At 34.9% G+C, this 20,300-nt stretch carries 14 protein-coding genes, 1 tRNA gene, 1 other RNA gene and 1 other annotated feature; of the genes, 2 read left to right on the top strand and 14 right to left on the bottom strand.

Features of this window, described 5'->3' with window-relative positions:
• Position 1 precedes the first annotated feature (1 nt).
• From CLOLE_RS11810 to CLOLE_RS11850, 10 genes are all read right to left on the bottom strand, one after another.
• A complete protein-coding gene (locus tag CLOLE_RS11810) occupies positions 2-1,477 on the bottom strand; it encodes an FHA domain-containing protein (protein WP_013657350.1) in 1,476 nt (491 codons plus the stop codon).
• A 30-nt stretch (positions 1,478-1,507) separates the two neighbouring features.
• The gene (locus CLOLE_RS11815) at positions 1,508-2,527 is read right to left on the bottom strand and encodes an AAA family ATPase (RefSeq protein ID WP_013657351.1); all 1,020 of its coding nucleotides are present in this window, start codon (positions 2,525-2,527) and stop codon (positions 1,508-1,510) included.
• A 297-nt stretch (positions 2,528-2,824) separates the two neighbouring features.
• Positions 2,825-3,175, bottom strand: an RNA gene (gene rnpB, locus CLOLE_RS22275) — RNase P RNA component class A.
• Positions 3,176-3,240: 65 nt separating this feature from the next.
• Entirely contained in the window at positions 3,241-4,899 is a 1,659-nt protein-coding gene (locus CLOLE_RS11820) for a nucleoside kinase (protein WP_013657352.1), read from the bottom strand.
• 12 nt (positions 4,900-4,911) lie between these two features.
• A complete protein-coding gene (locus CLOLE_RS11825; protein WP_013657353.1) occupies positions 4,912-6,015 on the bottom strand; it encodes a Nif3-like dinuclear metal center hexameric protein in 1,104 nt (367 codons plus the stop codon).
• On the bottom strand, positions 6,003-6,692 hold the full coding sequence (locus CLOLE_RS11830; protein WP_013657354.1) for a tRNA (adenine(22)-N(1))-methyltransferase: 690 nt from the start codon (positions 6,690-6,692) through the stop codon (positions 6,003-6,005). The genes CLOLE_RS11825 and CLOLE_RS11830 overlap by 13 nt, the downstream gene beginning before the upstream one ends.
• A gap of 82 nt (positions 6,693-6,774) precedes the next feature.
• The gene (rpoD, locus tag CLOLE_RS11835) at positions 6,775-7,848 is read right to left on the bottom strand and encodes an RNA polymerase sigma factor RpoD (protein WP_041713720.1); all 1,074 of its coding nucleotides are present in this window, start codon (positions 7,846-7,848) and stop codon (positions 6,775-6,777) included.
• Between the two features lie 39 nt (positions 7,849-7,887).
• Positions 7,888-9,651 carry a DNA primase gene (dnaG, locus tag CLOLE_RS11840; RefSeq protein WP_013657356.1) on the bottom strand — a complete coding sequence of 588 codons (1,764 nt, stop codon included), beginning with the start codon at positions 9,649-9,651 and terminating at the stop codon, positions 7,888-7,890.
• A gap of 29 nt (positions 9,652-9,680) precedes the next feature.
• Positions 9,681-10,688, bottom strand: a complete 1,008-nt coding sequence (locus tag CLOLE_RS11845) for a deoxyguanosinetriphosphate triphosphohydrolase (RefSeq protein WP_041712981.1) — start codon at positions 10,686-10,688, stop codon at positions 9,681-9,683.
• A 171-nt stretch (positions 10,689-10,859) separates the two neighbouring features.
• Complete coding sequence (locus tag CLOLE_RS11850) at positions 10,860-11,786, bottom strand: alpha/beta fold hydrolase (protein ID WP_013657358.1); 927 nt, start codon at positions 11,784-11,786, stop codon at positions 10,860-10,862.
• 186 nt (positions 11,787-11,972) lie between these two features.
• Between CLOLE_RS11850 and CLOLE_RS11855 the strand changes: the two genes are divergently transcribed.
• Positions 11,973-13,559: a transposase gene (locus tag CLOLE_RS11855; protein WP_013657359.1), complete on the top strand. Its 1,587-nt coding sequence runs from the start codon at positions 11,973-11,975 to the stop codon at positions 13,557-13,559.
• Between the two features lie 190 nt (positions 13,560-13,749).
• Here CLOLE_RS11855 and ppdK read toward each other — a convergent pair whose 3' ends face one another.
• From ppdK to CLOLE_RS11875, 4 genes are all read right to left on the bottom strand, one after another.
• Positions 13,750-16,374, bottom strand: coding sequence for a pyruvate, phosphate dikinase (gene ppdK / locus CLOLE_RS11860; protein WP_013657360.1), 2,625 nt, complete (start codon positions 16,372-16,374; stop codon positions 13,750-13,752).
• A gap of 488 nt (positions 16,375-16,862) precedes the next feature.
• Entirely contained in the window at positions 16,863-18,248 is a 1,386-nt protein-coding gene (locus CLOLE_RS11865) for a glycine--tRNA ligase (protein ID WP_013657361.1), read from the bottom strand.
• A gap of 65 nt (positions 18,249-18,313) precedes the next feature.
• Positions 18,314-18,487: a binding site (T-box leader), on the bottom strand.
• Between the two features lie 90 nt (positions 18,488-18,577).
• A complete protein-coding gene (locus tag CLOLE_RS11870) occupies positions 18,578-19,348 on the bottom strand; it encodes an anti-sigma factor family protein (protein ID WP_013657362.1) in 771 nt (256 codons plus the stop codon).
• A 16-nt stretch (positions 19,349-19,364) separates the two neighbouring features.
• Positions 19,365-19,964, bottom strand: coding sequence for an RNA polymerase sigma factor (locus CLOLE_RS11875; RefSeq protein ID WP_041713721.1), 600 nt, complete (start codon positions 19,962-19,964; stop codon positions 19,365-19,367).
• Between the two features lie 201 nt (positions 19,965-20,165).
• On the opposite strand from CLOLE_RS11875, the gene CLOLE_RS11880 reads away from it, so the two are divergent.
• Positions 20,166-20,246 (top strand) — tRNA-Leu (locus CLOLE_RS11880).
• Positions 20,247-20,300 lie beyond the last annotated feature (54 nt).

Consider the following 20,300-nt stretch of genomic DNA (forward strand, 5'->3'; position numbering starts at 1 on the left):
TTTATTCTACAAACATATATTCAATACTATTTTTTGAAAAAGCAATTGCAAAAGCAATCTTGTCTCCTTCTTCAATCTGATAAGCTTTATTAGGTTCAATTTTTGTTCCATTTAAAAAAGTACCATTGCTTGAACCCAAATCTTTTAAATAATATAAATCATCTTGTCTTTGAATTTCAGCATGCATACGGCTAATAGGTGTAATTTCAGCACCAAATTCATAATGTGCTCCTGTTTCTTCTCCTGTTCGTGTTGCACGTCCTATAATAAACTGGTCATCTTCAAAATCTAAAGGAATAACTTTAGGTAAATCATATCGGGTATGGGTGCTAATAGACTTAAGAACAGGCCCTCTTCTTCTTTCTGTAGAGCTATTACTAGTGCGTGTATTTTTCGTTGGCGCACTAAATACGTTATCAAATAAGTTCTTCTTCTTAGGTGATGATCCACTCATTGCCTCCTTAGATTTTGAACTATAAAATGATTCTTCTTCTTCATCTTCCTCTTCATTAAAACTATTGTTTCTTGCTATGCTACTACCCTTTGTACCATAAACAGAAGCTTCCTCTGCCACCTTCTTTTCAACAGGCTCTAACGGTTTAGAACTATAAATAGATTTAACCATTTCCTCTATTTCTTCTTGTGATAGCTGTGAACGATTAGGCTGAGCTGCATAAACTGATCGTGGATTAGCTTCTTCCACCTCTACCGGTTTAGAAGTTTTTGCACTATAAGTTGCAACTGGTTCTTCCTTTTCTACCAATACTGCTTTTTCTATTGGCTTCTCTGGAACCTCTTCTGCAGGTTTCACTGCTGGTGTAGGCGCTACTTTCGTTTCTTTAGTCACCACTGGCGGTGTAGTTGGCTCTACTACCTTTTTCACTTCTACAGCTGGAGCCGCTTGCTGTTTATGCATGACATCTTCGTTAAATTTATCTACCATTTTTCGAAACTCTTCTAAAGAGAATTTAGGCTTGTAGAAATATTTATAAAGTTGAAGTTGAATATTGCCACCGCTTGTTTCATTGCACTTCTCAAGCAAACTAATAAAAATAGATTTTATGCCCTGAACATCCAACTGTGTACGGTCATCTGGTATGTATGCAAAAACTAAACGTTCATGTTTTTCACTTATATATACATGACTTGTATCAAAACAAAAAGCCTCTGGCTTTAAATACCAATCTCCACACTCTTCTAAACTGTACATCGTCCATTGATACAATTTTAAAACATCTTCAATCATAAGGCTGCCAGTAAACTCTTCTAAAGCCACATAATTCTCTGGAACTGAATAGCGAAGTGTTATAATGCCTGGACCCTTTTCAAACAGCACCGGCATGATAAAGTCAGGTGTTTCTAACTTCAAGGCGCCACACGCAATCTGGTCGTACTTCTTCATTGTATCTAAATCAAATGATAAAAATGACTTACCTTCTATTTTATTAATCCTAAAAAAAACACTATTATCTTTCATTTCATGCATCCCTCCTTTGATCTGAATACCTTACTGCTCATTTAAGCCATGAAGACTCAAAAAATGATTTTGTGCAATATACTCACATAATCCTAAAGGATTGGTTGCATAAAGCTTATCAATCCGTGCAATCACTTCAACATCTTGATTAATACTGAATTCCTTACCTTGATTAATAACAAATTTAATCTTATTTCTTATTGGTTCTATAAGTTCATCTTGTGCCATAAAGCAGTTTGTTTTATAAGTTGATTGGGTGTTTTGGTTAACAACCATCATTAAATAATCTGCCATTTCAAATACTTGACGATTAAGGAAATTAAGTTCTGTACTCAAGTCAATAATAACAATATTAGCCATACCACTTTCAATAAGTGTGTCAACAATGCGACTTACTTCCTCTGCACTAATGGCATAAGGATCTAGCGTTTGTACTTCTCTTGTAAAATACATCACACCAGTACGCTTATCTTGTCCAATTCTCTTAGCTAACATTTGTTCATATGAATCTTTAGCTAAGTTGAGTAAGACTTCCATAGGTGGCACCTCAGCTTTTTCAAAAAACATCGGCGTGCTATCTAAGTCCTCAAGATTAAAGTATAGTACCTTCTTACCAGCTTGCGCATAAGCAATAGCTGCAGATAAAGCAATCGTTGTTTTTCCAACACCACCTGCAGGTGAATATACACCATATATAACAGGTTTATTCCTCTCCATTTCCTCGTATTCTTCTTCAACATAAAGCATCAAAGATGTGATACGCGTATACTTATTAATTGATCTTTTAAATTTATCTGGATAAGGTAAAGGTGCCTCTTCATCAACTAAAATAATAGGTAACTCAATATTTTTTATATTCATTTCTGGGTCATATAAATTTGGTGTTAATAATACAACCTGGCACTTTCCCTGTTTTATCCTCTCTTTAAGCTGGTATTTATCGTAAATAAGTTCAATGATATATTGGTCTTGATACTTATTCAGAATATAATCCTTTAATCTTTCCACGTAATCTTGATTCGTATCGGCAATGATTAAATTCATAGACATTTTACCCTTCACCCCTTATTCATCTTGTTTGCTTATTATAATTCTATGATAATTGCCTATAATAGTCAATTTTATATTTAATGAATATTTACAAAAAAATTATATAAATTACTTAATTATTAATTTTTTGTATTAAATGCGTTATTTGATTGTTCACTAATTACAAAAATCATTTTCACTTTAATCATTCCCTTGGTCATTCATCCCTCTCCTTAGAGAATGAATTATTCTTTTATACACAAAAAAAGAGAACAAGCTCATTCTTCCTAAGCATGTTCTCTTCATATTCATATAAGGTTGTTAACCAAGTCTATAAGCCGGGTTCTGTATCAAACAGTCATCTATCTACGCCTATAGTTACCTATAAGCTCTAGCGACCTACCCAAAGACTAGCGAGCAGCTATTAACGTCTTTCTATACGGTCTTGCTCCAGGTGGGGTTTACATGGCTCCCTTAGTCACCTAAGGGACGGTGAGCTCTTACCTCGCCTTTCCACCCTTTCCTATCAAGTGATAGGTGGTTTATTTCTGTTGCACTTTCCTTAGAGTCGCCTCCACTGGGTATTACCCAGCACCTTGCTCTGTGGAGCCCGGACGTTCCTCAAGCACTACCTTTCGGCCATGTGCGTGCGACTGTCTGACTTACTTAACAACTTGTTTATTTTACACTACTTCCTTTTTCTTGTCAATTAACATCGATTACTTTTTTTGATGTTATTGGAAGGAACTTCCTCCCAAGAATTCTCTAATAAGTGAGTTGCTTGGAATCTCAGAAGTATCCATTGGTAAAAAATATTCTAAGAACTTTAACATACGCTTAGCCTCTGCATAATAAGGTGATTGACGTGTAATTCTAAAAAGTAAAGGCTCTGCTTTTGATTTAAGAACTGCTAATTCATAAATTAGCACTGTATTCAGCATAGCATCTGCTTCTTCCTGAAAAGGGAAAATGTTTTTATTTTCTCCACGTCTTACAGAAGCCCAAATGGCTAAAGTTTTTTCTGGGTCAATACCACGATATTGATTATCCCTTACCATACGTCTAATTAATCTTGTATCTGTAGTAGGAATGCGATTATGCTCATCAATATTAAGCTGTGTTAAACAACTCACATAAATTTTAAATTTATTTTCAGCTGGAATAGCATAGCTTAATTTCTCATTAAGTCCATGAATCCCTTCTACGATAAGTATTTCATCTGGCGTTAATTTAATCTTATTCCCTTTGTATTCTCTTTTACCTGTTACAAAGTTAAAAGTAGGGACCTCTACTTCTTTGCCTTCAATCAGCGCTTTCATATGCTCATTAAAAAGCTGAATATCAATTGCTTCTAAGGCTTCAAAATCATAATCACCTTTTTCATCTCTTGGCGTATGTTCTCTATCTACAAAATAGTCATCAATGGACACAACATGTGGCTTCATACCATTTACCTTGAGCTGTATACCTAATCTTTTTGCACTAGTCGTTTTTCCAGAAGATGAAGGCCCTGCGATAAGAACAAGCTTGATATGCTTTTTCTCCACAATTTGATCCGCTATTTCTGCAATTCTCTTTTCATGAAGTGCCTCTGAAATCTTAATAAGTTCGTCTATTTCACCTTTTGCAATCACGTTATTAAGTGCACTTACCGTATCTACTCCTAAAATCCGTGCCCATCTCTCTGACTCTCTAAAGATATTAGACAACTTAGGTTGAGGTACAAAAGTCTTTAAATGACTGGGGTCTTTTTCATCTGGAAATTGTAAAATAAAGCCATGGGCATAAGGAATAAGCTTAAAAAGTTGAATAGCTTTTGTATTAGTAAGCATATAGCCATAAAAATAATCTTTTGCCTCATCTAGTCTATAGATATTAACGGTAGAAGTCCTTCTATATTTAAACAGTTCCTTTTTGTCTAACATTCCTTCTGCCTCAAAAAGTTCCATTGCTTGTTCTACACTTAAGACTTCCTTTCTTATAGGCAACTCTTCTCTTACCATCTGCCACATCATTTCTTCAAGCTTTTGGATATTTTCGTCGCTACATAAGCCATCATCTTTAAATTCACAAAAGTATCCCCCTGCTATATGATGATTGACAATAATATGACGACCTGGAAAAATACGCTTAGCAGCTGCTACAAGTAAAAAGGTTGCACTACGTTGATAAACGCGCATCCCATCTTTTTCATTTAAGTATATAAAACGCACAGCAGATAAGTCGTGTAAAATAGGTGAAGCTAGCTCTTTATAGCTATTTTCAGTTTCAGCCAACATAATAGGATATTCTCCCTGCCCCTTTACTTTTTCAGCTAGTTCTTCAAATGTTGTTCCTTTTTCCACTTGTATCTCTTTACCATCTTTAAATAAAATACGAACCATTTTACTCATTCTTTATTCCCCCTATCTTATAAATAGCATTTCTCCATCTACCTTAGAATAAACAACCTCACATTCAGGAAATTGTTTCATAATACAATCACCAATAGGCTTTAGTGCATTATTTTCCGAAGCATAATGTCCCACATCAATGACTGGAATACCTAAATGATATGCCATTTGTGCCTCATGAAATTTCAAATCACCTGTAATATAAACATCCGCTTTCCTAGCTGCTACTGAAATATATTCAGAACCACTACCAGAACAAATGGCAACACGCTTAATAACTGGTTCTTCCTTTACTTTTGTAACACGTACATAAGACAAATTAAAAAATTGCTTAATGTTAGTTATAAAAGCTTCTAAACTTAAGGTTTGTGGTAATACCCCTACGCGACCTATACCATATTCTTTAGTGATATGTTTGAGCTCAAATACATCAAAAGCTACTTCTTCGTAGGGGTGTATCTCTTGAATATGCTCCATCAAATTAGAAACCTCACTAGCCTCAACCATAAAGCTAATAACACATTCCTGAACCTTCTCTAAGCTTCCAGATGTTCCTATATAAGGATGAGCTTCCTCTAATGGTATAAAGGTCCCTTCTCCGTTGGCCATAAACGTGCATCCTAAATAATCACCAATCTTACACTGATTATAGTTCACAATAACTTCTCTTACCCTTTCTGCATGGGTAATCGGTACATAAACTTGACACTTACATAACTTCTCTTGCTTTGTCATTTGAAGAACTTCAACTTCCTTTAATCCTAAGCCTGCACATAAATAATCATTTAATCCACCTTCAGCTATATCATAGTTCGTATGCATGGCATAAACTGCTATATTGGCCTTAATCAGCTTAGCAATTATTTTACCTGTTTTAGAATCTAAATCAACAGACTTCAATGGTTTAAAAAAAAATGGATGATGAGTGATAATACAATCTGCCTGAATCTGAATGGCCTCTTCTACTACTTCTTCATTTAAGTCAAGTGCACATAAAACCTTACTAATTTCTTGCTGCCCGCTTCCTAGCATTAACCCTACTGCATCCCAAGACTCTGCTAATTCTATTGGTGCCAACTTTTCCAAAGTAATTATTATTTCTTTTAAAATAGGCATGCCATCACCTCCCGATGCATTGCTAATTCCTTAGCTAATTCTTGCTTACGTTTAACAACACTCTCTGATTCTTTATCTTGAAGCGCCGCACTAATTTCTTCTAGCTTTTCTTCCTTCTTAACAAGCCATTCTTTAAACACAGGCAAACCTTTTTCAATTAAGCATTTTCCATAGACATACTCATATGTATGCGCATAATGTTCATTTCCTGGAACAGCCACAATAACAGTATAATACTTATCATCATCAATTACAAAATCTTCATCTTCTATACGAAAACCTATCTGATGTAAATATCTTCTCACCTCATCAATATCCTGTTGGGGTTGAAGTATCAGCTTTCTTATACCACTTACAAGTTTCTTAGCTCGTTCTAAAATATCGATAATGAGATAACCACCCATACCAGAAATCATAATCACATCACCATCTTCTTCACAAACACCTTCTAACCCATTAGTTTGCTTTAAACGAATTTGATGAATATGATGTTGTTTTATATTATGAGCCGCTTTTTTTAATGGGCCTGCATTAATGTCTGTAGCTAAACAGCTTACCGCCCTATTATTTTTAATTAAATAAATAGGTATATAGGCATGGTCTGTTCCTACATCTATAACTCTGCTCCCTTGTGGAACATATTGCACTAAAGCTGATAAACGCGTTGATAATTGCACTGTAACACCTCTTCAAATCTTTTACATTTTAATTTTTAATAAGAAAAGAGAAGTTGACTAAGCAACTTCTACTTTTTAAGTTTTATTCGAGATAATCTTTTAATTTCTTACTTCTACTTGGATGACGAAGTTTTCTTAATGCCTTAGCTTCAATTTGACGAATACGTTCTCTTGTTACGCTAAATTCTTTACCAACTTCTTCAAGCGTTCTTGCACGCCCGTCATCTAATCCAAATCGTAAGCGAAGTACTTTTTGTTCTCTTTCTGTCAACGTATCTAATACTTCGATTAATTGTTCTTTTAATAAAGTAAAGGCCGCTGCTTCTGCTGGCACCGGTATATCCTCATCAGGAATAAAGTCGCCTAAGTGGCTATCTTCCTCTTCACCAATAGGTGTTTCTAAAGAAACTGGTTCTTGCGAAATCTTCATAATCTCACGTACTTTAGAAACTGGCATATCCATGCGCTTTGCAATTTCCTCAGGTTGAGGATCTCGACCTAGTTCTTGCAATAGTTGTCTTGATACACGCATGAGTTTATTAATTGTTTCTACCATATGCACCGGAATACGAATAGTACGTGCTTGATCAGCAATAGCTCTTGTAATAGCTTGACGAATCCACCAAGTTGCATAAGTACTAAATTTAAAACCTTTTGTATAATCAAATTTTTCTACCGCTTTAATAAGACCTAAATTTCCTTCTTGAATAAGGTCTAAGAAAAGCATACCACGACCTACATAACGTTTTGCAATACTCACTACCAATCTTAAGTTGGCTTCTGCTAATTTCTTTTTAGCTTCTTGATCACCATCTTGCATTCTTTGTGCTAAGATAATTTCTTGTTCTGCTGAAAGGAGAGGGACTTTTCCGATTTCTTTAAGGTACATACGAACAGGGTCATCTATACTGATGCCATCAGGTAAGTTACTTAAATCAATATCAACATCATCTATTTCTGCGTCATTTAAATTGCCAATGACATCAATATTTTGTGCTTCTAGATATTCATATATTTGTTCTATTTTACTAGGTTCCAGATCCATGTCTGAAAATACATCGTTGATATCTTCTTGGTCAAGCATTCCTTTTTTGTCTTTTGCAATGTTTATAAGCTGGTCTAACTTTGCCTTAAAAGCTAGTTTCTGTTCTGCCACATCTTTCACTATTATCAATCCTTTCTCCTGTCTACTATTCTAACCATTTATATAATCAATATTCAATTTGTCAAGTTCCTTTTTTTGAAATAGTAGATTTTGTACTTCTTTTATATCTGTTGTTTGTTTTAAACGCTTTTCAATATACGTTTTATTAAGACGTTTGACATTTTCCGTCATCATCTTTTGTAAGATTTCCATATCCTCGTAACGCTGGTCTTTATAAATAAGTACATGAGAAATAATGTTTTGTTCATTTACTTCTGGATACTTAGTTGTAAAGTAATTTAAATCTACTTCATCTCCCATCTCTAAGTTCTCCATAATGGCCTTTGCTAGGTCATATAAGAGCTCCTCTTGAAACATCTCAGGTTTAATATATTTTAGAATATGCCTACCTAGCTGTGGATAATGATATAACGTAGCTAAAAAAATAACTTCATTATTAAAAAGTTGCTGTTTTTGCATCATTGAAGGCGGTTCTTTTGCTTTTTCCCTCACCCTTTTTAATATTTGCCCTTGGTGCTGGTTCATTTCTGCTTTAAAAGCTGCTTCATCTATTTGATATTTACTACAAATTTCTCCAATATATATGGCTTGTTCAATACTGCTACTTGATTCTGCCAAAATAGTGGCTATCTCTTGTAAAAACTTCACCTTTTCTTCTGGATTACTAAGCTGATACTTTTTTTCAACATGAAGTACTTGAAACCATATGTCTACAGGTGCTTCTTCTATAAGCTTCTTCATAGCTTCATAGCCATGAGTCTTTAAAAATTCATCGGGATCTTTTCCTTCTTTTAATTGAAGTACCTTGACCTTAATCCCTTCATTTCTTAAAATAGGAATAGCTCTTAAAGCTGCTTTTTGCCCTGCACCATCGCTATCATATAAAATGACTACCTCTTTAACATGACGCTTGATAAGCTTTGCATGCCCTGGTGTAAAAGCTGTTCCTAGGGACGCTATGGTTTGATTAAAGCCAGCTTGATGCATGGCAATAACATCCATATACCCCTCTACCAAGATAAAATATGAACTAGAAGATGTCTTGGCTAAATGAAGGCCATATAATACCCTACTTTTATTAAAAAGTAGGTTCTCCGGCGAGTTTAAATATTTAGGTAAGCTACCGTCTAAAACACGTCCACCAAAAGCAATGACTTTTTTGCTCAAATCAAAAATTGGGAAAATAATACGGTCAGCAAAACGATCATACGGCATCTGACTATTTTTACTACTTAAAAATAATCCAGACTCCAACAAAAGCTCATCTGAATAACCTTTTTGCTTTAAATATTCATAAAGCTCGTTAAATTGTGGTGAAGCATACCCTAAACCAAATTGCTTGATGGTTTCCAAGGATAAACCTCTATCCGTTAAATAAGTTAATGCACTTTTATGTTGTTCTTGTCTTAATTGATAATGGAAAAAACGAGCACTTTCTTTTAAAATTTCTAAAAGATGCTGCCTTTTTTTATTCTTTTCCACTTCTTCTTCAGATAAATAAGTTTCATCTAACTTAATATTTTCTCTTTCTGCCAAATACTTAATGGTTTCTATAAAAGTCATACTTTCTTTTTGCATAAGAAATGTAATGACATTTCCTCCTGCACCACAACCAAAACAATAATAAAGCTGTTTATCTTCACTTACAGAAAATGAAGGTGTCTTTTCACTATGAAAAGGACATAACCCTGTATAGGAGTGTCCTTTTTTAGTAAGTGCTGTGTATTCGGAGATAATAGAGACAATATCACTTTTTTCTCGTACTTCTTCAATTACATGCTCTGGATACCTCATCTATTCTCCTTCCTTTCTAAAGTTTAAGATTAGTAAATATTCCATGATTTTGGGAAAAACAAGTCCATATAAGCATGAATAGCAAATCGGTCCGTCATACCGGCAATGTAATCACATACTATTTGCTTTTCAGAATCCCCCATTTTAAGCCTTTCTATGTATGACATAGGTAACTTTTCTAAATCACTAATATAATACTCATATAGCTCTGTCACAATATGTTTCGCTTTATCTTCCTGCTCTTTAGCTGAAGAACCTATATAAACATTTTGAAAAAGGAATTGACGTAGTTTAGAAAATGCTTCTTTGATTTCTAAACTCATAGCTACTGTATTTTTTCCCGCACTTTCTTTAATAATGTCGGTAATTAAAGTACTAATTCTTTCACTTGATGTATTGCCTAAAATAGAAGTATATGCAATAGGCAAGTCTTCCTGCCTAAGTACCTTCCCTCTGAGCGCATCATCTATATCATGATTGATGTATGCAATTTTATCTGAAATTTGGACAACTTTACCTTCTAAGGTCGCTGGTTTACCACTGGTTGGGTGATTTAAAATACCATCTTTTACTTCAAAAGTCAAGTTCAGACCTTTTCCATTATTTTCTAACACTTCTACAACACGTAAGCTATGCTTATTATGCGAAAAGTCACCTCCAGTTAGTTTTTGTAAACTATGCTCCCCTGTATGTCCAAATGGCGTATGTCCTAAGTCATGCCCTAGTGCAATAGCCTCTGTTAGATCTTCATTTAATTTGAGTGCTCTTGCGATAGTTCTTGCGATTTGAGAAACTTCCAAGGTATGGGTAAGACGTGTGCGATAATGATCACCTTCTGGTGAAATAAACACCTGTGTCTTATGAGCTAATCGTCTAAAAGCTTTAGAATGCAAAATGCGATCGCGGTCTCTTTGAAAAAGCGTTCTAACCTCACACTCTTCTTCTAAGCGCTCTCTTCCTCTTGATAACATGCTTTTTGTCGCAAATTCACTAAGCTGCATACATTCAAACTTTTCTTGTTGCTCTCTGTAACACATTCTCATCACCCCATATACTTATTAAATACGACACTTTATACGTATTTCCTTTTTTTAAAATAATTTTTGTTAAAATCAAACAAAGACCCACCTGCTTCCAAGTACGCCTTTGTTTGGTTTTTATGGATTAATAAAGATTATATGAGGCACTTTCTTAAAAAGCAATACCTTTTACCACTTATTTAAATAAGTATATATCATTTCATAAACCTCATACCTATTCGTTTCATTAAGTGGTTCATGTCTAGCACCATCATATAATTTGAGTGTGATGTTTTTCACCCCATGCTGCTGATAAGTTTCAAATACCTTTTTAACACCCTTCCCATAATTACCTACGGGATCCTCTCTTCCTGATACCATAAGTATAGGAATCTTTTTGGGAAAGCATTGTATATTTTCTTTTGCTTGGATAAAACTCAAGGTAGATAATAAGGTTTCTATTCCATTAATTGTGAACAAAAAGGAACAAGCCGGGTCATTCCTATAGCACTGAACCTCTTTTTCATCTCGAGTAAGCCACTCTTTTCCTTTTTTATTTGTACTAAATCGTTTATTATAGCTTCCAAACATGACTTGTTCTAAAAAAACACTACGATGCTTTTCTCCATAAAACATTTTAACAACTTTTAAAATTAATTTCCCTAAGGCTAACTTCATAAAGGGTTGCATACCTGTTCCCATAATAATAGCTCCATCAACTTCTTTACCATAAGTCATTAAGTAGCGCCTAATCATAAAGGAACCCATGCTATGGCCTAAAACAAAATATTTCACTCCTGGATATTTAGATTTCATCTTTAACGTTAAAGCATGTAGGTCTTCTACTACTTTCTTGCTGCTATCTTCTTTAGCAAAATAACCCCATTCTTCTGAATTACTAACAGATTGACCATGCCCCATATGATCATTTCCCACTACCAAAAAACCTCTGCTAGCTAAAAAAACCGCAAATTCATCATAACGTTCAATATGCTCAATCATACCATGAGAAATTTGTAATATACCTTTAATAGGTTCTTTTTCTGGTTTCCATAGCTTGACATAAATTTGGTTTTTTCCATTAGCAGATGGAAAGGTGAATGTCTCTTTTGTCATTATCTAAAGACTCCTTTGTGTCATTTTATAGTATTTTGATTTATTCCACTGTAACATATTTAAATACTTTTTCTCAATAGTAAATCCATTTGTTTACTACACAAAAAGGGGATGTAAAAAAACTCCCCTAACGAAAAAATCGCTGAGGTCGTAAGACTTCAGCGATTTTTTTGGTATAATTTATTTATGCTACTAAACAAAAATACCAATGATAATTTTACACCAAGACAGCTAAAATTACCATTGGATATCGAAAAAATAATTGATATTTCAGATCCAGTATATACTTTATGCGAAGTAATGGATCACATTGACCTAACACGATATTTTGTAGAGAAGGACTGCAAAACAGGTCGTCCAAGATGTGATTCAGATAAAATGCTTAAGATTATACTTTTCACTTTTATGGAGCATGGCATTAGTTCTTTAAGAAATATTGAAAAACTCTGTCGTACAGACATCAGATATATGTATCTTCTTGACGGAATGAAAGCTCCATCTTTTGCTACTTTCGGCAACTTTATTCGTAATGAATTAACGACTTCAATTGAACAAATCTTCATTGATATCAATTCTTATATTTTTAATCAAGAGCATGTGGATTTACATCACACTTACATCGATGGAACAAAGATTGAAGCTAATGCTAATCGCTATACCTGGGTATGGAAGAAATCTTGCATCAAAAATAGAAACAAAGTGTTCGAAAAGATCTCATTACTCATCGATACAATGAATTCAGAGGTTCTTAGTTTTCTTAATGTGAAGTTAGAAAAAAGAGATGAATATGCGATTGATTACGTTGAGGCATTGCTTGAAAATTATCAGAAGGCAATAAATCTAGAGGTTTCAAAATTTGTTTCCGGAGCGGGGCATAAGAAAAGTATCCATCAAAAACAGTATCAGGAAATGCAGGGGTATCTAGAACGCCTCAAGAAATATGCAAAGCACCTCGAAGTATGTGGTGAGCGAAGAAATAGTTATTCAAAAACTGATCACGATGCAACTTTTATGAGAATCAAACGTGATTATATGGGAAATGACCAGCTCCTTCCTGCTTACAACATGCAGGCTTCCATATGTGATGAATATATAGCTGTAATAGACGCAAAACCTTATGCTTCAGACATGGAATGTTTTCAACCTTTAATGGAAAAGTTTAATGCTACTTATGGTCATTATCCAACGTATCCTGTTGCTGACGCAGGATATGGTTCTTATAATAATTATCTTTATTGTGAGGAACATGGCATGGAAAAATATATGAAATTTACTATGTTTGAGAGGGAAACTAAGAATGAAAAATATCATTATGATCCATATCGTGCAGTAAATTTCAAAAGAGATGAACAAGGAAACCTGATCTGTCCTAATAATAAAAAGTTTATATATAAATGTGATAGGCATATATATAAAAATCAATATGGTAGAACAGAAGAAATATATGAATGTGAAGACTGTGCAGGATGTCCATATCGTAGTGAATGTTGCAAAAGATCACATGGAAATAGAACAGTACGCCTTAATCGAGAATTAACAGAAATACATAAGGAAGTAATAAATAATCTAGAATCAATTCATGGTGCCTTATTGTGTATGAACAGAAGTATTCAATCAGAGGGGACATTTGGGATAATTAAGTGGGATAGATCTTATAAAAGATTATTTCGGCGAGGTGAAAAAGCTGTCATTTTAGAATTCACGTTAATCTCTTGTGGATACAACCTCTATAAGTATCATAACAAGAAACATCGGACATCCATAGCTGCATAAAAAACGGATATAATATCATCATTTAAAGCCTATAAAACCATAGGCTTAATAAGTGACTTCTAATTTTGTGATAATGATAATAAATCTATTAAAAAACAAGGAGCAGGTCGCTACAGGCGACCTGCTCCTTGTTTCGAGGCTGTTTTTTTACAGCCCCTTTTTGTGCTATATGATTTTTGCTCGAAATGAATTAACGATTTTTAATAGCTGCTTGTGCTGCAGCAAGTCTTGCAATTGGTACACGGAATGGAGAACAAGATACATAGTTAAGTCCTACTTTATGGCAGAATTCAACTGATGATGGATCACCACCATGTTCACCACAAATACCAAGTTTAATATTTGGACGTGTTTTACGGCCTTTTTCAGCTGCCATTTGTACCAATTGACCTACACCTGTTTGGTCAAGTCTAGCAAATGGATCGCTTTCATAAATACCTTTTCCATAGTAATCTTCTAAGAATTTACCAGCATCATCACGAGAGAAACCAAATGTCATTTGTGTTAAGTCGTTTGTACCAAATGAGAAGAATTCAGCTTCCTCAGCAATAGCATCTGCTGTAAGTGCAGCACGTGGGATTTCAATCATTGTACCTACATGGTATTCCATTTCGATACCAGCTTCTTTGATAACTTCATCTGCTGTTTTAACAACGATATCTTTAACAAATTTAAGTTCTTTCTTTTCACCTACAAGTGGAATCATGATTTCTGGTACAACATCATATCCCTTCTCTTGTTTCACTTGTACAGCAGCTTCAATGATAGCGCGTGCTTGCATTTCTGCAATTTCTGGATAAGAAACAGCAAGACGACAACCACGGTGACCCATCATTGGGTTGAATTCATGAAGTCCTTCTACAGTTGCTTTAAGGTCTTCAAATGTAAGACCCATTTCTTTTGCAAGATCTGCAATATCCTCATCTGTATGTGGAACGAATTCATGAAGTGGTGGATCAAGAAGACGGATGGTTACTGGTCTACCTTCCATTGCCTCATAAATACCTGCAAAGTCACCTCTTTGAAGTGGAAGAAGGCCTTTAAGTGCTTCTCTTCTTTCTGCTTCTGTTTTAGATACAATCATTTTACGAATCTTCATAATACGATCTTCTTCAAAGAACATATGCTCTGTACGGCAAAGACCGATACCTTCTGCACCAAATTTAACAGCATTTCTTGCATCTCTTGGTGTGTCAGCATTTGTACGTACTTTAAGTACTCTTGCTTTATCTGCCCAAGCCATAAGTGTTTCAAAATCACCTGTGATTTCTGGTTCAATAGTTGCTACATCTTCACCATAGATATTACCTGTTGAACCATCTAAAGAGATATAATCTCCTTCTTTATATGTATTGCCACCTAATGCAAAGGTTTTAGCTTCTTCATCAATTTTAATCTCACCACATCCAGATACACAGCATGTACCCATACCACGAGCAACTACTGCTGCATGTGAAGTCATACCGCCACGTACAGTTAAGATACCACGAGCTGCTGCCATACCCTCAATATCTTCTGGAGATGTTTCAAGACGAACTAAGATAACTCTTTCACCAGCTGCTGCTGCATTCTTAGCATCTTCTGCTGTGAAATAAACTTTACCTGCTGCTGCTCCTGGAGATGCTGGAAGCGCACTACCGATTACTGTTGCAGCTTTAAGTGCTTTTGGATCAAAGTTAGGGTGAAGTAATTGATCAAGTTGTTTTGGTTCTACACGGCAAACAGCTGTTTCTTCTGTAATCTTGCCTTCTGCAACTAAATCAACTGCAATTTTTAGAGCAGCCCCAGCTGTTCTTTTACCATTACGTGTTTGAAGGAAGAACAATTTGCCTTCTTCAACTGTGAATTCCATATCTTGCATATCACGATAATGATTTTCAAGCTTAGTATAAATCTCTGTGAACTCTTGATATACATCTGGCATATCTTGTTCAAGTTGTGTAATTGGGTTTGGTGTACGAATACCAGCAACAACGTCTTCACCTTGTGCATTAATGAGGTATTCACCATAAATTTTATTTTCACCTGTAGAAGGGTTTCTTGTGAAAGCAACACCTGTACCAGATGTGTTACCCATATTACCAAATACCATCATTTGTACGTTTACTGCTGTACCCCAATCAGATGGGTAATCATTCATTCTTCTGTAAACAATAGCACGAGGATTCATCCAAGAACGGAATACTGCTTTAATAGCTTCCATCAATTGATGTTCTGGTTCTTGTGGGAATTCCACACCTTTTTCTTCTTTGTAAAGTGCTTTGAAACGAACAACCATTTCTTTAAGGTCGTCTGCATTAAGCTCAGTGTCCATTTGAACACCTTTTTCTTCTTTCATTCTATCTATAATTTTTTCAAAACGAGGTTTTGGAATTTCCATAACAACATCTGAGAACATTTGAATAAAACGGCGATAAGAGTCATATGCAAATCTTGTATTTCCTGTTTTCTTTGCAAGACCTTCTACTGCCACATCATTAAGACCCAAGTTAAGAACAGTGTCCATCATACCAGGCATTGATACACGCGCACCTGAACGTACTGATACAAGTAATGGATTCTCTGTGTCTCCAAATTTCTTACCAGCTAAATCTTCAAGTTTAGCAAGCGCCTCTTTGATTTGAACCATAATAGCATCTGTAAGAGAACCACCGTTTGCATAATACTCTGTACATGCTTCAGTTGTTACTATAAAACCATGTGGAATAGGCAATCCAAGCTGTGTCATCTCTGCAAGGTTAGCACCTTTTCCTCCTAATAGATTCTTATTACCTGCTTCTCCTTCTTGAAACATATAAACCCATTGTTGACTCATTTGTTTCCCTCCTAAATTTTATGCGTCATAAAAAACTTCAAGCTTTAGTTGACTTGGCGGAATCATACTCGCTTGTATTTCTTATTTCTCGTTCATTATAACACAACATTCTGTATTGAATAAAGTATTTTATGTTATATATTTATTTTTATATTTTTCTAATAATTTTTTCATTACTATCAGCTAAAGCTTTTGTGAATTATTTACTTATTTCTTTAGTATCTCACAATTTCTATTTAAAAGAACTTATAAAACAAACCTCATTCAACTTAAGAAATGCCATGGTTTGTCTTATTTTTCTTCTTTTTGCTTTAATTATTTATACACAAATTGCACAAGATAATAAAAAATCAAAAACCTAATTACATCAAAGTGAACGATTCGACTATGATGCTTTGTCATATAGGAGAGATCTGTTTTTCTGATAAAAAAATAGAGAACCTATAAGTCTTGCCCATAAGTTCTCTATCGTTATTCATTATTTTTAATTAAAATGCCATTCTTTCACGGATATATTCTACTAAATCCTCAATAGCTATACGTTCTTGAGCCATAGAGTCACGATCACGTACTGTTACTTTTTGATCCTCCAAAGAATCAAAGTCAAAGGTAATACAGAAAGGTGTACCAATCTCATCTTGTCTTCTATAACGTTTACCAATTGAACCTGCTTCGTCAAATTCCACATTGAATTCTTTTGCAAGAATATCAAATACTTTAACGGCATCCTCAGAAAGTTTCTTAGATAGTGGTAATACTGCTGCTTTAACTGGCGCGAGTGCAGGATGGAATCTAAAGATCGTTCTTGTATCACCATCTTCTAATGTTTCTTCATCATACGCTTCACATAAAAATGCAAGTGTTACACGATCTGCCCCAAGAGATGGCTCAATAACATATGGTAAATACTTTTCATTTGTTGTTGGGTCAAAGTAAGTCATATCTTGTTTTGAGTGTTCTTGATGTTGTTTAAGGTCAAAGTCTGTACGGCTTGCAATACCCCAAAGTTCTCCCCAACCAAATGGGAATTTAAATTCAATATCTGTTGTGGCATTACTATAGTGAGAAAGTTCTTCTGCTGAGTGATCACGAAGTCTCATATTGTTTTCATCTACACCAAGGCTAAGAAGGAAGTTTTTACAGTAGCTTCTCCAGTAATCAAACCATTCAAGTTCTGTACCTGGCTTACAGAAGAATTCCAGTTCCATTTGTTCAAATTCTCTTGTTCTAAAAATGAAGTTACCTGGTGTAATTTCATTTCTAAAAGATTTACCAACTTGGCCAATACCAAATGGTACTTTTTTACGGCTAGTTCTTTGAACATTTTTAAAGTTAACAAAGATTCCTTGTGCTGTCTCTGGTCTTAAGTAAACCACATTTTTAGAGTCTTCTGTTACACCTTGGAATGTCTTAAACATTAGGTTAAATTGACGTATATCTGTGAAGTCATGCGCACCACAACTTGGACATTTAATAGCTTTTTCTTTAATGAAGTTCTGCATTTGTTCATTTGACCAACCATCCACTACTTCTGGTGTACCTTGTTCGTCAAGATAATCTTCAATAATTTTATCTGCTCTAAAACGCTCTTTACAAGCTTTGCAGTCCATAAGAGGATCATTAAATCCACCAACATGACCTGAAGCCACCCATACTTGTGGATTCATAAGAAGTGCACAATCTACCCCTACATTATATGGGCTTTCTTGAATAAACTTCTTCCACCATGCTTTTTTAACATTATTTTTAAATTCAACACCTAGTGGGCCATAATCCCAAGTATTAGCAAGTCCTCCATAAATTTCAGAACCTGGATAAACAAAACCTCTTGATTTTGCTACTGCTACAATTTGTTGCATGTTTTTTTCTACCATGACATTTACCTCCTTAAATGATTCAATCTAGGAATGGACAATATAAAAAACCTTCCATCCCTTAAGCAAGGGACGAAAGGTTATCTTCCGCGGTTCCACCCTTATTGAATGCTTACGCATTCCTCTTTCAAAGTTATCACTCCAAAGCGCCCTTCATAAAAACAGAAACAATTGGCTTCCACTCTCCCAATCTCGCTAAAGCTCTTATTTTTACTACTCCTCTTTTTCATTGTAATAATTGGTATCTACTTTATGTTAAATTTATCAAAAAGCCTCTTAACTGTCAAGTCTATTGCTCTGATATTTTGTAGCTTTTTACTTGTATGACTTTATTCATGATAGATTAGCTTTAAATCGCTACCTGTATCATGAGTAATGATAATCTGTTTCACTTCAGTTTGTACCTGTATCCACTCCCAAAGTGCTGTATAATCACCTGTACTTGTAATAAGCAAATAACCCTCTTCCTCCGTATAAGTTAATTGCTGTGCTTTTAGATACTCTTCTATTGCCTTCAAAAAAGCAGGTTTATCTTTAATCGTAGCTTCCCATACCACTGAGTCTGCTTGACCATCAAGTGCAGCTGATTTAAGGCTCTTTTCTTCTTCTTGAATACCACTGCTTGCTTCATTAGAAACTACTGAAGGCGCAGCTTCAGCCGGTGCTGCTTGCTTTTCAATGCCTCTTGCCATGTCTTCTGCGGCACTTTCCTCTGTACTTTCTGGCATACTATAAGCAGTCATAGGCGCTTCAGAAGTTGTACTACTTTTATTTCCTGTAAAGTGACCTCCAAATGCCATAAATCCTACTAATAATGTAGCTACTAAACCAGCTGGATATTCCCATTTAAAACGCTTCGTTTTAATAGGTATTACTTTTTGTTCCTGTTTCATACGTCTTATTAAATTTTCGTGAAAACCTTTTGGTAACTCAACTTCTTTAGATGATTTAAGTAAGCTTATTATTCCTGTTAATGTTTTATACTCCTCATGGCACGTCTCACATAGGTCAAGGTGTGCCACTATAGCTTTTTCTTCTTCTTCACTTAGCATTCCATCTATATAAAGCGATAATTTTTCCTTACATTCATCACAATTCATGCCGCACACTCCCTTCCTATTTGATATGACGAAAAAATGATTGGTACGGTTCCTTATTTTGCTGTAAAACTTTTTTTAATGCTTGCCTTGCTCTAGCTAATCTAGATTTTACTGTACCTAAGGAAATCTCTAATACTTCTGCTATTTCCTCATAAGAATGTTCTTCTATATCTCTTAACGTAATAATGACCTGATAATCTTCTTTTAATTCCTTTAGACCCAATTGAACAACTTCTTGTAAGGCCTTTTTTTCTACTTTTTCTTCTACACCTTCTTCTTGCTTGGGTGACTCGATCATCCATTCTTCTTCACTAGCTTCATCTTTTTGAAAAAGTGAAATATCTTGACTTCTCTTTTTATTTTTTCTTATTAAATCTAGACATTGATTTGTTCCTATACGATAAAGCCAAGTACTGAATTTGGCTTGTCCTTCAAAATTGGCAATTTGTCTCCATACTTTAATACATACTTCTTGTGCTGCATCATAGGCTTCTTCAGGGTCCTTCAAAAGGTGCAAGCATAAAGCATAGATTTTCTTTTCATATTGGCCAATAAGCATTTCAAAGGCTTCCATATCACCTTTAGCAGCTACTTTAATAAGCTGTTCTTCATTCATATTTTTCACGCTGCAATTCCCCCTTTCATTAATCCTATAACTTCCTACTTATTCTAAAGGATAATCAGAAATGATACAATGTTTTTATTATAACTAGTACTTCCCCTAATACTGTTTCTAAAAAAGTCTTATAAAGTCTCTTGTCAGCATGAGTAAAATATGGTAATATAATTTTTGTCATTGCTTAACATAATGACTTAAGCCGCTGTGGCGAAATGGCAGACGCACCTGACTCAAAATCAGGCGTAGAAATACATGCCGGTTCGAGTCCGGCCAGCGGTATTAATAATGTAGTATAATCAAGGCTTTGAGTTATTTAAATGACACCCTTTTTAC

It is taken from the genome of Cellulosilyticum lentocellum DSM 5427 (assembly GCF_000178835.2).
GTDB lineage: Bacteria > Bacillota > Clostridia > Lachnospirales > Cellulosilyticaceae > Cellulosilyticum > Cellulosilyticum lentocellum.

Bases quoted from the DNA above. Each gene is read 5' to 3' on its own strand.
- CLOLE_RS11810 (WP_013657350.1), bottom strand. From the start codon at position 1,477: ATGAAAGATAATAGTGTTTTTTTTAGGATTAATAAAATAGAAGGTAAG.
- CLOLE_RS11815 (WP_013657351.1), bottom strand. From the start codon at position 2,527: ATGTCTATGAATTTAATCATTGCCGATACGAATCAAGATTACGTGGAA.
- CLOLE_RS11820 (WP_013657352.1), bottom strand. From the start codon at position 4,899: ATGAGTAAAATGGTTCGTATTTTATTTAAAGATGGTAAAGAGATACAA.
- CLOLE_RS11825 (WP_013657353.1), bottom strand. From the start codon at position 6,015: ATGCCTATTTTAAAAGAAATAATAATTACTTTGGAAAAGTTGGCACCA.
- dnaG (WP_013657356.1), bottom strand. From the start codon at position 9,651: ATGAGGTATCCAGAGCATGTAATTGAAGAAGTACGAGAAAAAAGTGAT.
- CLOLE_RS11845 (WP_041712981.1), bottom strand. From the start codon at position 10,688: ATGTGTTACAGAGAGCAACAAGAAAAGTTTGAATGTATGCAGCTTAGT.
- CLOLE_RS11850 (WP_013657358.1), bottom strand. From the start codon at position 11,786: ATGACAAAAGAGACATTCACCTTTCCATCTGCTAATGGAAAAAACCAA.
- CLOLE_RS11855 (WP_013657359.1), top strand. From the start codon at position 11,973: ATGCTACTAAACAAAAATACCAATGATAATTTTACACCAAGACAGCTA.
- ppdK (WP_013657360.1), bottom strand. From the start codon at position 16,374: ATGAGTCAACAATGGGTTTATATGTTTCAAGAAGGAGAAGCAGGTAAT.
- CLOLE_RS11865 (WP_013657361.1), bottom strand. From the start codon at position 18,248: ATGGTAGAAAAAAACATGCAACAAATTGTAGCAGTAGCAAAATCAAGA.
- CLOLE_RS11870 (WP_013657362.1), bottom strand. From the start codon at position 19,348: ATGAATTGTGATGAATGTAAGGAAAAATTATCGCTTTATATAGATGGA.
- CLOLE_RS11875 (WP_041713721.1), bottom strand. From the start codon at position 19,964: ATGAATGAAGAACAGCTTATTAAAGTAGCTGCTAAAGGTGATATGGAA.